Origin of the sequence: Belliella marina, from assembly GCF_042682445.1 — a bacterium.
Lineage (GTDB): Bacteria > Bacteroidota > Bacteroidia > Cytophagales > Cyclobacteriaceae > Belliella > Belliella marina.
On sequence record NZ_JBHUHR010000003.1, the window covers coordinates 20,413 to 35,122 of the forward strand.

The 14,710-nt window shown below is 41.2% G+C and carries 13 protein-coding genes; 3 read left to right on the top strand and 10 right to left on the bottom strand.

The features are described 5' to 3' along the window. Positions 1-9 precede the first annotated feature (9 nt). On the top strand, positions 10-1,023 hold the full coding sequence (locus ACFSKL_RS01585) for a threonine aldolase family protein (protein ID WP_376882836.1): 1,014 nt from the start codon (positions 10-12) through the stop codon (positions 1,021-1,023). Positions 1,024-1,026: 3 nt separating this feature from the next. Here the strand turns inward: ACFSKL_RS01585 and ACFSKL_RS01590 are convergent, their stop codons facing one another. The 4 genes from ACFSKL_RS01590 to ACFSKL_RS01605 form a co-directional block, all read right to left on the bottom strand. Then, the gene (locus tag ACFSKL_RS01590; RefSeq protein WP_376882838.1) at positions 1,027-1,626 is read right to left on the bottom strand and encodes a ribonuclease HII; all 600 of its coding nucleotides are present in this window, start codon (positions 1,624-1,626) and stop codon (positions 1,027-1,029) included. Beyond that, positions 1,601-4,270 (bottom strand): MGH1-like glycoside hydrolase domain-containing protein, encoded by a 2,670-nt coding sequence (locus ACFSKL_RS01595; protein WP_376882841.1) that lies wholly within the window; start codon positions 4,268-4,270, stop codon positions 1,601-1,603. Before ACFSKL_RS01595 ends, ACFSKL_RS01590 begins: the two co-directional genes overlap by 26 nt. Before the next feature lie 147 nt (positions 4,271-4,417). Beyond that, entirely contained in the window at positions 4,418-5,584 is a 1,167-nt protein-coding gene (locus ACFSKL_RS01600) for a glycosyltransferase family protein (protein WP_376882843.1), read from the bottom strand. A 4-nt stretch (positions 5,585-5,588) separates the two neighbouring features. Beyond that, positions 5,589-6,455, bottom strand: a complete 867-nt coding sequence (locus tag ACFSKL_RS01605) for a UDP-2,3-diacylglucosamine diphosphatase (protein ID WP_376882846.1) — start codon at positions 6,453-6,455, stop codon at positions 5,589-5,591. Between the two features lie 210 nt (positions 6,456-6,665). Here ACFSKL_RS01605 and ACFSKL_RS01610 point away from each other — a divergent pair, with 210 nt between their 5' ends. After that, complete coding sequence (locus ACFSKL_RS01610) at positions 6,666-7,124, top strand: hypothetical protein (protein WP_376882849.1); 459 nt, start codon at positions 6,666-6,668, stop codon at positions 7,122-7,124. Between the two features lie 132 nt (positions 7,125-7,256). Here the strand turns inward: ACFSKL_RS01610 and ACFSKL_RS01615 are convergent, their stop codons facing one another. Both ACFSKL_RS01615 and ACFSKL_RS01620 read right to left on the bottom strand, forming a co-directional pair. Continuing rightward, positions 7,257-8,600, bottom strand: coding sequence for a sensor histidine kinase (locus tag ACFSKL_RS01615; protein WP_376882851.1), 1,344 nt, complete (start codon positions 8,598-8,600; stop codon positions 7,257-7,259). After that, a complete protein-coding gene (locus tag ACFSKL_RS01620) occupies positions 8,590-9,972 on the bottom strand; it encodes a sigma-54-dependent transcriptional regulator (protein WP_376882853.1) in 1,383 nt (460 codons plus the stop codon). Before ACFSKL_RS01620 ends, ACFSKL_RS01615 begins: the two co-directional genes overlap by 11 nt. Positions 9,973-10,183: 211 nt before the next feature. Here ACFSKL_RS01620 and ACFSKL_RS01625 point away from each other — a divergent pair, with 211 nt between their 5' ends. After that, entirely contained in the window at positions 10,184-10,612 is a 429-nt protein-coding gene (locus tag ACFSKL_RS01625; RefSeq protein WP_376882855.1) for an FKBP-type peptidyl-prolyl cis-trans isomerase, read from the top strand. Positions 10,613-10,716: 104 nt separating this feature from the next. Here ACFSKL_RS01625 and ACFSKL_RS01630 read toward each other — a convergent pair whose 3' ends face one another. The 4 genes from ACFSKL_RS01630 to ACFSKL_RS01645 form a co-directional block, all read right to left on the bottom strand. Then, complete coding sequence (locus tag ACFSKL_RS01630) at positions 10,717-11,163, bottom strand: hypothetical protein (protein ID WP_376882858.1); 447 nt, start codon at positions 11,161-11,163, stop codon at positions 10,717-10,719. A gap of 82 nt (positions 11,164-11,245) precedes the next feature. Further along, entirely contained in the window at positions 11,246-12,076 is an 831-nt protein-coding gene (locus ACFSKL_RS01635; protein ID WP_376882860.1) for a hypothetical protein, read from the bottom strand. Next, positions 12,073-12,834 carry a UDP-2,3-diacylglucosamine diphosphatase gene (locus tag ACFSKL_RS01640; protein WP_376882862.1) on the bottom strand — a complete coding sequence of 254 codons (762 nt, stop codon included), beginning with the start codon at positions 12,832-12,834 and terminating at the stop codon, positions 12,073-12,075. The genes ACFSKL_RS01635 and ACFSKL_RS01640 overlap by 4 nt, the downstream gene beginning before the upstream one ends. Before the next feature lie 306 nt (positions 12,835-13,140). Beyond that, positions 13,141-14,706: a WG repeat-containing protein gene (locus ACFSKL_RS01645; protein WP_376882865.1), complete on the bottom strand. Its 1,566-nt coding sequence runs from the start codon at positions 14,704-14,706 to the stop codon at positions 13,141-13,143. Positions 14,707-14,710: the final 4 nt, after the last annotated feature.

Genomic DNA, 14,710 nt, shown 5'->3' on the forward strand with positions numbered 1-14,710 from the left:
ATACAACTTATGGTAATTGATCTAAGAAGTGATACGCTAACAAAACCAACTCCCGATATGCTCCAAGCCATGTGGGCTGCACCTGTTGGAGATGATGTGTTTGGGGAAGACCCTACTGTAAATGCTTTGGAAGAAAAACTAGCAGACATGTTTGGCATGGAGGCGGGGTTGTTTTGCCCATCAGGCACCATGACCAACCAGATTGCCATTCGGCTACACACAGGATTGCAAACAGAAGTTATCTGTCACAAAAACTCCCATATTTACCTTTATGAAGGTGGGGGGATCATGTCCAATTCCCATGCCTCTGTCAAATTACTGGATGGGGCATTTGGTAAAATCAGTCCTCAGGATGTGTTGGATTCCATCAACCCGGATGATGTACATGCAGCAGAGACTACTTTGGTTTCTTTGGAAAACACTATGAACAAGGGTGGAGGAAGTATTTACACCTTAGACGAAATCAAACCTATCAAAGAGATTTGCGACCAGCATGGATTGAAGTTGCATTTGGATGGGGCACGCTTGTTCAATGCCCTGGTAGAATCAGGGGAAAGTCCCCAAGGTTGGGGAGCCATGTTTGATACCATTTCCATCTGCCTGAGCAAAGGATTGGGATGTCCGGTAGGATCTGTGCTATTGGGGAACAAAGCTGATATCAAAAAGGCTAGAAAAGTGCGGAAGGCTTTCGGCGGAGGGATGCGTCAGGCTGGATTTTTGGCTGCTGCAGCCATTTATGCGCTGGATCATCATATCGATAGATTGAAGGAAGACCATAGCAGGGCGAGAAGTTTGGGGAGGATGTTGATGGATCACCCATTGGTGGCAGAAGTCTTACCTGTGAATACCAATATCGTCATTGCCAAATTGTCTGGGATCGATCCGACTGAGATGCTTCAAAAGTTGGAAAACAAAAATATCAAGACAGTCAGATTCGGAAAGGATCAAGTCAGGTTTGTGACGCATTTGGATTTTGATGATGCGATGTTGGCCGAGTTTGGGAAAAGAATAATGGAGTTATAGCTTTTAAAAATCAAACTTTATCTGCTCGGGCAAGTGCTTGAAAGATTTTCGGTGTATGGGGGTCAAACCTAATTTTCTGATTCCTTCACGATGGGCAAGGGTAGGGTAGCCGGCATTTTTCTCCCAACTATATCCTGGATATTTACTTGCATATTCACACATCAGATCATCCCTATATACTTTAGCCAAGATCGATGCTGCAGCTATGCTTGCATATTTTCCATCGCCCTTTATTATACAGCTATAGGGAATCGAATTGTTGGTTTTGAATCGGTTTCCATCGATCAGAAGATGCTCTGGATTGGTAGAAAGGGATTCTATCGCTCGGTTCATAGCCAAAAATGAAGCGTTGAGGATATTGATTTGGTCAATTTCCTCAACACTTGCTTCTGCGATAGCCCAGGCAATCGCATACTTCTTTATTTCCAATGCCAAAGACTCCCGATTGGATTTGCTTAGTTTTTTTGAATCATTGATCAATTCATCGGCATAGTCAGCAGGTAAGATTACAGCTGCAGCGACCACAGGGCCGCATAGACAGCCCCTGCCTACTTCATCGCATCCCGCCTCGAGCCTGTCAGATTCTAAATAGGGGAGAAGCATGATGGTCTTTATCTTCTGTTTTATGGAATTTATAAATCATCTCAGCTACCAATCCTGTCCAGCCAGTCTGGTGGGAAGCTCCCAAGCCTCGCCCATTGTCTCCATGGAAGTACTCATAGAAAAGAATATGGTCCTTGAAGTGCGGGTCTTCCTGGATTTTCTGATTATCTCCATTGAAGGGCCTGTGGCCATTTTCATCCTTCATGAAGATTTTCATACATCTTAGGGATAGCTCCTTGGCTATCAGGTCCATGGTGAGGAAATTTCCTGAGCCTGTAGGGTATTCTATCGAAAATTCACCTCCGTAATAGAAATCGTAACGTTTGAGTGATTCGATGATCAGGTAGTTGATAGGGAACCAGATCGGTCCCCTCCAGTTGGAGTTTCCTCCAAACATCAAAGAGTCTGATTCTCCAGGAATGTATGAAATAGTGGAAACATTTCCATTTAAACTCATCGAATATGGATTGTCTTTGTGGTATTTGGACAGTGACCTGATACCAAACTCACTCAAGAATTCGTCAGAATCAAGCATCCTTTGAAGGATACTTTTCATCCTATGTCCTCTCAGTAATGCAAAAAGCCTCCTTTTGTCTTGTCCCGGATGGGTCCAGCTGGTCACCAATGAAGCTAATTTTGGCTTTTCTTTCAGGAAAAACTCCATTCTCTTTTTGAATTCGGGCAGGTTTTCAAACATATCTTCCCTGATAGGTTCAACTGCAAAGAATGGGATAATACCGACTATTGACCTTACCTTCATGACCTTTGGGTCTTTGCCCGGGACATGGAATATATCATAAAAGAAATCGTCTTCGTCATCCCAAAGGCTGATATTTTCGCCGGAGATGTTGTTCATTGCCCCAGCGATATAAAGGAAATGTTCAAGGAACTTTGTGGCAGTGTATTGATAAGTTTTGTTGAATTCGCAAAGATCCAAGGAAATCCTCAATAGATTCAATGAGAACATAGCCATCCACGAGGTGGCATCTGCCTGTTCCAGCTTGCCTTTGTATAGGGCTGCATGGCTTCGGTCTATTAATGAGATATTGTCTAAGCCCAAAAATCCACCCTCGAAAATATTCTTGCCTTCATTGTCCTTCCGGTTGACCCACCATGTGAAGTTGAGCATGAGTTTGTGAAGTGCTCTCTCCAAAAACTCTTGGTCACCAACCCCTCCATTCATCTTTTTGTCTATCTGGTAGACTCTCTCTACAGCGTAGGCATGTACAGGTGGGTTGACATCACTGAAATTCCATTCGTAAGCGGGGATTTGACCGTTGGGATGCATATACCATTCATTGAGTAACAGGATCAGCTGGTCTTTTGCAAAATCGGGATCAACCCTGGCGATTGGGATACAGTGGAAGGCCAAATCCCATGCGGCATACCAAGGATACTCCCATTTGTCCGGCATGGAGATGATGTCGTAATTCTGTAAGTGCCTCCAATGGTAATTCCTGCCTTTTTTCCGTTCTACAGGTGGGACATATCTTCCCGAGTCTCCATCAAGCCATCTTTCTACATTGTAATAGTAGAATTGCTTGCCCCACATCATTCCGGCAAATGCTTGACGCTGTATACTTTTTAAGTCTTCGTCTTCAATGGTTTTTTGGATTTCACCATAAAAGTCATCAGCATCTTTTTTTCTTGTCTCTAGGATTTCATCAAATTCCTGAAGTGCCTCTTCTGCACTTTGGTGCATCATCCTGAATTTGACTTCTACACTTTCACCGGCAGGAACTGTAAGTTTGTATATCGCAGCTGCTTTTGTGCCATAATCCTCAGGATTTAAATGGGTCGCATCCCCATCGACAACGTAGTCATTGATACCATCCTTTAGAAAGCTTTTTTCATTTGGGATGTGATACAACCGTTCCCTATTGGTCTCGTTGTCACAAAACTTCAGGTCAGGTTTTCCATCGAATGTGAAAAAATAATTCCCGTTTTTGGGAGTGAATGCCTTGATTTGATTGTCATCGATTTTACTCAACTTAGGCATAAATGGTTCATGTCCCGTAAACCAGGTTTTTCTGAACCAAATAGTGGGCATCACCCAGATTTCGGCATCTTCCTTTCCCCTGTTGAAGACTGTAGCTTTTCCTACGATGTCTTCTGCATCATTTTTGGCATATTCTATAAATATGTCAAAGTAGGCATCCTCGTCAAATACACCAGTGTCAATCAGCTCAAACTCCCGGTCACTTTTCCCCCTTTTTCTGTTTTCAGCGACGAGTTCTTCATATGGGAACTGACTTTGCGGATACTTGTACAGCATCTTCATATAACTATGGGATGGCGTACTATCCAAATAATAATAGAGTTCCTTTACATCTTCACCATGGTTGCCTTGATTACCGGTAAGTCCAAAAAGCCTTTCCTTGATCATGTGGTCTTTGCCATTCCAGAAAGCCCAGCTGATGCAGGTCTTTTGTTTATGGTCACAGATTCCAGCGATCCCTTCTTCCCCCCACCTGTATGCTTTACTCCGGGCGTCTTCATGGGTCACGTTATCCCACGCAGAACCATCTTTGCTATAATCTTCTCGAACTGTCCCCCACTGTCTTTCTGTCAAGTATGGACCCCATTTTTTCCAGTGTTTCTTTCTCTCCCTATCCTCTTTGAGTCTTTGCTTTTCTATATTCATGAACTTCGATTGCCAATTAACAATTCGAAATTTACTATTTTTTGGGAGATGATATTGGTTTCTATGGGTTTGTTATGAGAAAAAAATCCCGAAATCGTTTTAAAAACGCATAGAGAGGGTTTAGGGATTTGGGAAAACTATATTGATTTAGGACTTTTTGGGTAAATTGAAATGAAAGGTCTGATATTCATGCCCAAGTTGATTGCCATAGTTCACATTTCGCTTTTTTACATTTTGTAACATCCCGATTTCTTCTTCCATAATGCCAATTGTCATTTTTGCCCACGTATCCATTTGGCTTGGTTGGAATAGCGAAGCGCTTAAGTAGTCGTGAAAAAATTTGAAATCGAAGTTCTTATTGCTGATTCCAGCTCCAGACTTGATAGCATCCAGGGCGTTGCAGGCTTGCTCATACTGCCCTGCTACGGGAACCATCATGACAGGTTTGCCCAGATACATGGCTTCACAGATAGATTCAAACCCTGCTGTGCTCAAGAGTCCTTTGCAGCTGGCCATCTTGCTTAAGAACAATTGGTCATCAACTTGATGAAATGTGAGATTGGGAAGTGCATGGTGGGTTTTGCCAACCCCTTTTTTATCCCAAAATGCTTCTATCTTGATATTCGGATGTCTTTTGGCAAATTTGACAACTTCTTCTCCATATCCTGGATTGACCATGTAGCTGAGAATGAAATCCCCCTCACTGGGGTTCAATTCAAAAATGTCTTTTCGAAGAATGGGAGGGACTATCCTGACTTTTGAAAAGGTATTGGATGCTAATGGCCTAAATGACAAAGCGAATATCCTATCGGTACCCATGGACGTAATCTTCGTGTTGATCTTAAAAAGTAACTTTTCCAGGCCATGCGATTTCGCAAAAGGGAAGTCGGGATGGTCAATCAAATACTGATGGCCTATAGCCCAGCAACTGGCTTGGGGGCGGTAAAGTAAATTGTAAAGCCCACCTAGAATGTCATAGAAATTGATGATGACATCTGGGTTGTGATGCTTCACTACTTCATCTATGTTTCTTAAACTCTTTAGGAAAACGGGAAACTTGCTTAGGTTCAAAAGAATGCTTTTCCCCAAGAGGATTTTTCTGTTGTTTTTGTCAGAGACAAAATTGGGACTTTCTATTGAATGGACAGGCGATTTCAGGTTTTTGATTACAAATTCGGGGATATTTCTTCTTTTGCTTTTTCCTATGCAGGTAGCGGCCACTTCATGTCCCATTCCTTCCAGGATTTGGGATAAAGCTACAGCTTGGGTCATATGCCCTCGTCCTTCTCCTTGGACTATGAATAAGAACTTCATTAGCTTACATGAAATTTGGAGGGGTTAGGCCATCGTTTAATTTATTGAAAGCCACAGTCTTCAATTCCCGTACATTTTCTGTCGGAGCTGTATCTGGGATCAATTGGACAGAATCGGTCTTGTCTTGGCTAAAGTCCATTTCATTGTAATAGATCAGTTGCCAATTTCCTTCGTGGTCTTCGGCCAAAGCACTCATTGTCTCCACCCAGTCACCTGAATTGAGATATTCTATACCGTCGATGATCCTGTTTTCCGCTTTATGGATATGTCCACAGATGATGCCATCGCAATTTTTGGCTTTTGCCATTTTTGCCAATTCTTCCTCGTATTGATCGATGTAGGAAACGGCAGATTTCACTTTGCCCTTGACATATTGGCTGAGGGAAAAATAGCCCAACCCCCTCTTGCGCCTGTGGTAGTTTACGAGTCTATTCAGCCATAGCAAAAATGTATAGCCCATATCACCCAGGTATGCGATCCATCTCAGATTTGTGGTAATGCTGTCAAAAATATCGCCATGGGTAATAAAGTACTTCTTACCATTTGATTCATAAATCATATCTGCCAAAATGGAAAGGTTTCCAATTTGCAATGGTAGGATTTGGTCTAAAAAATCGTCGTGGTTTCCACGCAGATAAAAAACTTTTGTGTTTTCCTGCTCGATCATTTTCAACATCCTATTGAAAAATCTCGTGTGTTTCCTTTTCCAAGTGCCGGATTTTTTCAATTGCCAACCATCGATGATGTCACCATTCAGGATGAGGTTTTCGCAACTGTATTGCTTGAGAAACCTTGAGGCTTCTTTGGCTTTTGATCCCTTAGTTCCGAGGTGGACATCTGAGATAACGATTGTTTTGAAATGTGTTTTCAAAGTCTATCAGTTTTGTTTGCAATATAAAGCAGGTATATGAACTGATGATGTATTGGATGTTATGATAATGAGATGTTTAGCATTAAGTTTGTCGCTGATGTGAAATATTGGTTAAGGGTGTATTAAAAGTGTTGTCTTAAAATATTCTAGGCTTAACTTTGAAACCAAGTTCCCCGTAATTAGCTTACAGGCTTTAATGAGAGAAAAAAAATGAAAAGATACTTTACTTACTTGATCCTTCTGTGTTTTATTTTGGTTGGATGTAATCGGGATGACAAAGAGCCTCATTTCAATGTGCTGGGATATTGGAATATCTCAAGTATCAATACCGGTTGGACTAATGAAGTTTTGGTTGGGGAAAAAATTGAGTTTCAAGAACGCTATATTTTTAATGATGACGGGACTTTTATCAAGTTTTCTACCCGGAATCAAAGCACTGGAGAGCGTCTGAATGAGCCAGCACAAGCACTGGGGGTGTATGAATCGGTATCTTTGAAAGATTCTGACAATGTATTCGAATTGACATTGACTTTTGAGACAAATATGGGGATGGCAGCCAACTGTGGAGGAAATGTTGAAACATTGGTGCTGACCAAAGAAAACAAACTGATCAACAATTCTTGGACGCCATGCGACGGACCTAGTTTTGTTTATCAAAAGAAACAATGATCCATAGAGGATGTCTGGGGTTTTGTAACCGGTTGTGATTATATGAGATCATAAGGTCAACATCCAAAGTAATCCAATCCTCCCAATCGATGGCCTCCAAAACAGGTGGTATTGTAAAAGATTGCTAAATGCTTAGGCATTGAATATCAATTTGAAGGTTGTCCCATCACCGATTTTTGACCTTACCTGAATATTCCCTTTATGTCTTCTCATGATCTGTTTGGAAAGGCTTAGGCCTATCCCTGATCCTTTTTTCTTGGTAGTGAAAAATGGGATAAATATTTTGGATAAAGCTTCTTCCTCTATCCCTTTGCCTGAATCTGATACTTCGATGATGATTTTTCCGGATTCATCGATAAAAGCATCAATTGAAAGTACTTTTGTGACGGAGTCTTGCATGGCATGTATCCCGTTGTGGATCAGGTTGATCAAGACTTGTTCGATGAGGTTTTGATCTCCAAACAGAATCAGATCATAAGGGGTGACAGTACATTTTGTGATGATTTGGTTGGATTCAAACTGATGTTGCATCAAGGTCTCCAACTGGGCAAACAGCTTTTTGATGTTGATTGTCTGGAATTTTGGCGTAGGAATATGTGCCAAGCTTCTGAAGTCACTTACAAAATTGATGAGTCCTTCACTTCTTTTTTCTATCGTCCCAATTCCCATAAGATAATCTTCCAGGTCACCGGGAGGGATGCTTTCGTGCTCATCGATTTTTTGTTCAATATCCCCCTTGATGGTAGCGGCCAAAGAGGAAATTGGGGCGATGGAATTCATGATTTCATGCGTCAGGATTTTTACCAGGTTTTGCCATGCCTCCATTTCCTTTTCCTCCAGTTCACTTTGGATATTTTGGAGAGATACGAGCTTGATTTTCACATCCCGCATCAAAAGTTCAATCACATAGACTGATAGCTGCATGATGCCATCAGGGTGTGCTATCTTGATCAATTCACTACCTCCCGTCCTCAGGCTATGGATTGCCTGGTGAAGCTCCTTGTTGACATCTTCGATCTCTGAGATATTATGCAATAGATGGATGTTGAGCATTCTTTTGGCGGCTGTATTGAGAATCTGGATCTTTCCATCTTCCTCAAAAGTGATCAAGCCAATGCTCAAATGTTGGAATACAGATCGGAAATACTGGTAATTGGCATCTTTTTCAGCTTGGTCTTCCTTCAGTTTGGCCAAAATGGCATTGAATTCTATATGCAGGTCATCTGTCTCTGTACCGTCAAATTTCACAGGAAACAAAGTGGTGTAATCATCCTGTTTGATATTGTCCAGAAAAAGGCGCACTTTTTTGAAAGAACTCTCTGCATAGCTCAACAGAAAGATGGTCTGTGCCATGATCAAAATGATGAACAGGGATATTGCAAATACCCCTGCACCATTGAGAATGAAGTAGCTCAAAAAAAATATTGATATAGCCAGTAGGATAATCCTACCGACCAAGCCTATTTTATAATCCATATTTCTCTAATCTTCGATACAATGAAGCTCTTGTCAAGCCAAGTTCTTTTGCTGCCTTAGAGATATTTCCTCCATTTTTGTCGATAGCTTTTTGGATGACATTTTTCTCCACCTCGTCCAAGTTGAAGGAAGCTGTCGATGCTACTTTGTCATTTGTTGGTTTTGAAGAAAGGAAAAAGAAATCCCGGCTATCCAATTCGTCACTTTCAGCCATGATGATTGCCCTTTCTATAGCATGTTGCAGTTCCCTGATGTTTCCAGGCCAATTGTATTGCTGGAGCAACTGCATGGCGGATGTTTTGAACCCTTTGAAGTCCTTGCGGTACTTCTGGGCATATACCTTTAGGAAATGGTCTGCCAACAATGGGATGTCGTCCTGTCTTTCCCTCAATGGCGGTAGGAAAATCTCTACCGTATTGATCCTGTAGAGCAAATCCTGACGGAAGGTGTTGTCCATGACCATTTCATGTACGTGCATGTTGGTGGCACAGATCAGCCGAATGTCAACCGGGATGGATTTGTTTGTGCCGATTCTTGTCACTTCTCTTTTCTGTAATACCGTTAGCAATTTGGACTGTAGTGGCATGCTGAGGTTGCCTATCTCATCCAAGAAGAGTGTACCGTTGTCTGCAATCTCAAATCTTCCCGCACGGTCATCTTTTGCGTCGGTGAATGCACCTCTCTTGTGGCCGAAAAGCTCACTTTCGAACAAAGTCTCGGTGATAGACCCCATGTCTACACCTACAAATATCTCATCTTTTCTCAATGACCTATCGTGGATAGCTCTGGCGATAAGTTCCTTACCGGTTCCATTTTCTCCCAAAATCAACACGTTGGCATCCGTTTGCGCCACTTTGTCGATGATGGAGAATATGTTTTTCATGGAAGCGCTTGTTCCGATGATGTCAGAGTAGGGCTTTTTGAGGTCCGATTGAAGTTGTTTTTGTTTTTTGGAGAGCTTGTCTACCTGATCATAGCTGTCTTTCAGGCGGCTGGCAGAGGTCAGGGTAGCAAGGAGTTTTTCATTTTGCCAAGGCTTTAGAATAAAATCCGTAGCGCCTTCTTTGAGCGCTTTTACTGCCATTTCCACATCTCCAAAAGCGGTAATCAAAATTACCACTGCTTTGGGATCGATTTCTTTGATTTGCTTCAGCCAATGGAATCCTTCTTTTCCCGAAGTGGTGTCTTCGGTGAAATTCATGTCTAAAAGTATCACATCATAACTGTTGTTGTTAACCAAAAAAGGGATCCTTCTGGGGTCTTTTTCAATTGTAACTTCCTTCGCATACTTTTTTAGATGCATTTTTGCTGCAAATAATAAGTCTTCGTTATCGTCGATGATGAGGATCTTTCCTAACTGCTGATTGTCCATAGTAAACATTTTTCATTAGTAATAGTCAAAATGATGCCATTCAAGAAAGGGTCTGATTTTGAACATATTTGACAAATCTACAATAAATTGTGTCCAAAAACGAACGATACTTGGTCAGTTTTGGACAGTTTTAAACTTGTCCTTTACTTTGGTTTTAATCCCTATCAAAAATCCTTAACTTTGATGTTTTACAAAACAGAATAAAAAATATATGTCTTTAGCAAGTAAAGGAAATTCGGTAAAAGTTCACTACACAGGGAAATTGAAAAGTGGGGTTGTCTTCGATTCTTCAGAAAACAGAGAGCCTCTTCAGTTTGTTCTGGGTGATGGGAATATGATTAAAGGTTTTGATGCAGCAGTACATGGCATGCAGATAGGAGAAGCCAAAAGTGTAACTATACCTTCGGACGAAGCTTATGGTGAGAAGAGAGACGATATGATGGTAGATATCCCAAGAGCGGAAGTACCAGCTGATATTTCTCCTGAAGTTGGGATGGATTTGACATTGCAAGGGCCACAAGGCCAGCCTATGCCTGTGAAAGTGGTTGCGGTAGATGAAGAGAAAATCACATTGGATGCAAACCATCCATTGGCGGGTGAAGATTTGATATTTGATATCACCTTGGTGGAGATCGACTAATCAAAGATTTGATAGACCGCAATTCTGCCATTCGTCTACAAAAGAAAAGGCAGGGTTCTATTATAAAACAAAAAGTCGCTGGAATTTGATTTCAGCGACTTTTTCTATTTGTTTACCTGGACATCTGTTTTCTTTTTGCTTCCCGGGGGGATTGCATAGATGCTTTTTGTGATGTTGTATTTGGAGTTGCCCACTTCCACTACAAAGAGCTGGCTTTGGATGTGGCTGAGGTCGTAAGATTTTTTGATGTCATCGTCAGGCATGATCCTGTCTTCAAAAAGTAGGTTTCCAAGTGTATCGAAGACTTTGACTTTGGTTATTTCAACTGGTTTTTTGTCAAGGACGATTGAGAATTTTTTGATCCCATCGGCTTTCAAATCGAATGATACGCGCTCCCTGTTCAAATCTGCCGGGAAGGATATTTCTGCTTCTACCTTAGTCCTTTTTTTAAAAATCTGTGCATTGGAAACAAAGGAAAAACTTGACATCAACAGGATGATGAAAAGTATTGAAATGTTTAAAATGTACTTTCGGTCTATAGGTTTATTCATGCTTTTGCAAAATTGCAAAAATCAAACCATTTTATCAGCATTTTTAGCAAGCATTTAACATTTTTTTGAATTATTTCTCATTTCATAGATCCGCGATTGGGCTGTCTTTCTTTGGGAAAATATAAATAGTGTGGGGATCATAAAAGACAACAGAGCGATTGGAGAGGGTTACTTGGTGGGAATCAAGATATTCCGGGATTGGGAATTCCTGTGTTTTGCCATCTTGGAAATTTTTAAATCTCAGTTTATTGGATTTTACCGATAGGAGATTATTTTTCCAAAAACTCAATCTGCAATCATTGGCGGCATCTATTTTTTTGATCAGGTTTGCCTGGTTGTCCAGGATAACCACATCTTCATCTTTGATTTTTAGGAATACCAGATTCTGATATTCCTTTATTTCCTGTATTTGCAATAGTGAGTTGCCCAAAACCATGTTCAGCGGTTGTTTTTGCAAAACTTGGTTTCTCCGGTGGTCAAATTGGTTCAGGCTGAAGTCCGATTCGTCATAAATCCAAATGATGTTGTTGTTTCCGAGTGTGGCTGCCCGGGCGAGATTGATTCCATTTTGTTGGATCTTGTTTTCGGATATCGGATTTAAAAACCTGTCGAGGATTCTGAATTCCTGTAAATCCATGGAAAAGGTAAATATATTCACCGTCCAAGCAGCTTCAATTTGGTCTATTTTCCCTTGTCTGGAAGGGGAGAAATTATTGACAAACTCACCTTTCTCCGAATATTGGAAGATATTTCCTTCTTGGTTTGCAATGAATAAATAGCCTTGGTTATCTAAAGAGACTTGGCTTATCCTTTCAATTTTGATTTCGATGGGATCACCCCAAAGCTCTTCTTGTGCAAAGGTGTGGTTAGCTGAAAACAACAGGGTGAAAAGTGAAGCCAGAACCCTTTTCATTGTTCAAATGCTTTGAGTTCCATTTTTTTTCCATCAAATACACCATAGGTATATTGGTTTACCCATTCCCCAAGATTGATGTATTTTGAGGATTTGCCCACTTCCAATTCCAAGGGAAGGTGGCGATGGCCAAAAATGTAATAGTCAAAATGTTGCTTTTTGTCCAGCTCCTTACAATATTCCCAAAGCCATTCTTCCTGGCCTTTGAAGGTATTTTCATTCTTTTGGTTGTTGGATATCCTACTGCTGCTTGACCATTTGTGGGCAATTTTCATTCCCAGATCTGGATGGAGCCATTTGAATAGCCATTGGCAGAATGGATTGGTAAAAAACTTTTTGAGGATTTTATATGTCTCATCTCCCGGCCCCAGGCCATCCCCGTGCCCGACGAGGAATTTCTTGTTTTCGATCTCCAACTCAATCGGATGGTGATAGACAGGAATTCCCAATTCTTGGGTGAAATAGTTCCTCATCCAGAGGTCATGGTTTCCGGTAAAGAAGATGATCGGAATATTTTTGTCTCTGAGTTCTGCGATTTTTCCCATAAAACGGATAAAGCCCTTTGGGATGACTTTGTCGTATTCAAACCAAAAATCAAAAATGTCCCCTACGAGGAATATTGCTGCGGCATCATTTTCTATAGTGTTGAGCCAGCGGACGATTTTTTTTTCACGAATGGCACTGGTGGTTTCGTCTGGTGCTCCAAGGTGGAAATCTGAGGCAAAGAACACTTTCTTTTGATGCAGTTGAATATTCATTGTTTATAGTTCAGGGTTCAAATATAAAAAAATCTCCTCAGCAAACTGAATTAATCTGCCACCCCCAGGGAAATCGCTTTTAACAATTTCAAAGGGAGAAACTTCGAGGGTTGTCTAATTTTGATCAGTGGGGACACAGGTCAATGGTGATTAAGTCCAAATCCTCGAATGGTTTTTTGGATGAAGACAATTTCCCCCTTTGCCACAGTTTGTTCCAAGGATTGGGGCATAAATGTTACAAATTGGCAATATCCAATTCAATATTCCTATGTACTGAAATGAAGCAGAAAGGCTATCTGTTTTTACCTAATCTGCTTTTTTCTTTTTGCTGTTTTTTTCCTCAATCTCAATTTTTGGCAATGTGTATTCATCTTCGGCCAAAATCAGTTTTGATGCTTTGTCAAACAAGATGTTTTTGTAATACAAGGGAAGGATGTAATTGCCATTTTCATCGATTATGCCATATTTACTCCCTTTTCGGACTAGGATTATATTGGTGTCTTCTTTTCTCAATTCATCAAATTGGGGATCAACCACCTCTTTGCCCGCAGCATTGACCAGCCCAAAAAATCCGTTGCTTTCAGTGATATAATAATTGTCAGGAAGAAGGGATACCCTGTCAAATCCCTTGTCCATTAGGATATTTCCGTTTTGGTCTATCAGGTAGCTGCTTCCGTTCTTCCTTGCTACCGCCAACCCTCTGTGAAATCTGCTGACCCCGTCATATTCATGGTTGATAATAGTTTGCCCTTGTTTATTGATGTATCCCCATTTCCCCGCATTCTTGACCGCAGCCAATCCTTCATGGAAAGGCAAGGCTTCTTCAAAACCATTTTGGATTACCCATGAGCCATGTTTGTCAATAAATCCAAACTTACCTGTTTTGATGGATGGGAATAGATTTTCGTTTCCAGGTAGGATGGTTTCTAGGTTTGGGCTTGGACTCACTTCCCAGCCATTGATACCGAGAAGTCCTACCTTGTTTTCCCTGGAATATACATTGTACTTTTCTTTTCCTACCAGCTTCACTTTTTCCATCCCTGTCATGTCCAATAGGATTCCATCTTTTTTCATCACCCTGCGGAGTTTCCCATGGATGTATTCCAGCATCAAGCTGTTTTCTAAGGTAATCTTGTGATAGCTCGTGTATTTGATATCCGCACGCTCTTCACGGGCGAGGATCAGCATGTACTGGTTTCCGTCAAAAGCATAGAAATAATCATCCTCCAGGTATTGCATCTCATCGATGATCGGTTCGAGAATGTATTTTCCTTCCCTATTGATCAAACCATACCCTGTGGTTTCATGCGAAATAATAACGTTTTCATTGACCTCTCTTAGGTCATTGTACATCTTGTTGGGATTGCTGGAGATAGGCAGGAAGTAACCATGGGCAGTTTTCGCAATGACTTGCCCATTTTTGGCTAGGATGGCTTGTTCGTATGCTCCGATCATCTCTGTTGTCCTACTCATCCGATCATAGACCCAATAATTATCCCCTTTTTTGGCAAGTAGCCTTGTGTAGAACATTTGGATGTCGTCATATTCAGGAGTGAAGATCTCCTCTCCATATTCATGGAATGCCCCCATTCCGTTTGGTCCCTTGACAATGATCCAAGGCTCTAGGTATTGGTGGACAGAAGTGCCTTTTAGATTCAGAAAAGGCTTGAATTCCTTGCTCAAAAGGTGAAGTTCGTTATTCGCTGTGCTGACCCTTACCGACTCACCTAGGATGTTGATCTGGTCGTAGGCTATTCTTGATTTTAAGTTGAAATTATGATCGTAGACCTCCCAAGTTTGGGAAGACCCCATTATTGGAAAAAGTAGGCAACATATCAAAAATATTTTCTTGGAACAATTGATTAATTTCATGTAT

What these genes read in the sequence shown, in the direction of transcription:
- ACFSKL_RS01585 (WP_376882836.1), top strand. Translation starts at nt 10, where the DNA reads ATGGTAATTGATCTAAGAAGTGATACGCTAACAAAACCAACTCCCGAT.
- ACFSKL_RS01590 (WP_376882838.1), bottom strand. Translation starts at nt 1,626, where the DNA reads ATGCTTCTCCCCTATTTAGAATCTGACAGGCTCGAGGCGGGATGCGAT.
- ACFSKL_RS01595 (WP_376882841.1), bottom strand. Translation starts at nt 4,270, where the DNA reads ATGAATATAGAAAAGCAAAGACTCAAAGAGGATAGGGAGAGAAAGAAA.
- ACFSKL_RS01600 (WP_376882843.1), bottom strand. Translation starts at nt 5,584, where the DNA reads ATGAAGTTCTTATTCATAGTCCAAGGAGAAGGACGAGGGCATATGACC.
- ACFSKL_RS01610 (WP_376882849.1), top strand. Translation starts at nt 6,666, where the DNA reads ATGAAAAGATACTTTACTTACTTGATCCTTCTGTGTTTTATTTTGGTT.
- ACFSKL_RS01615 (WP_376882851.1), bottom strand. Translation starts at nt 8,600, where the DNA reads ATGGATTATAAAATAGGCTTGGTCGGTAGGATTATCCTACTGGCTATA.
- ACFSKL_RS01620 (WP_376882853.1), bottom strand. Translation starts at nt 9,972, where the DNA reads ATGGACAATCAGCAGTTAGGAAAGATCCTCATCATCGACGATAACGAA.
- ACFSKL_RS01625 (WP_376882855.1), top strand. Translation starts at nt 10,184, where the DNA reads ATGTCTTTAGCAAGTAAAGGAAATTCGGTAAAAGTTCACTACACAGGG.
- ACFSKL_RS01630 (WP_376882858.1), bottom strand. Translation starts at nt 11,163, where the DNA reads ATGAATAAACCTATAGACCGAAAGTACATTTTAAACATTTCAATACTT.
- ACFSKL_RS01635 (WP_376882860.1), bottom strand. Translation starts at nt 12,076, where the DNA reads ATGAAAAGGGTTCTGGCTTCACTTTTCACCCTGTTGTTTTCAGCTAAC.
- ACFSKL_RS01640 (WP_376882862.1), bottom strand. Translation starts at nt 12,834, where the DNA reads ATGAATATTCAACTGCATCAAAAGAAAGTGTTCTTTGCCTCAGATTTC.
- ACFSKL_RS01645 (WP_376882865.1), bottom strand. Translation starts at nt 14,706, where the DNA reads ATGAAATTAATCAATTGTTCCAAGAAAATATTTTTGATATGTTGCCTA.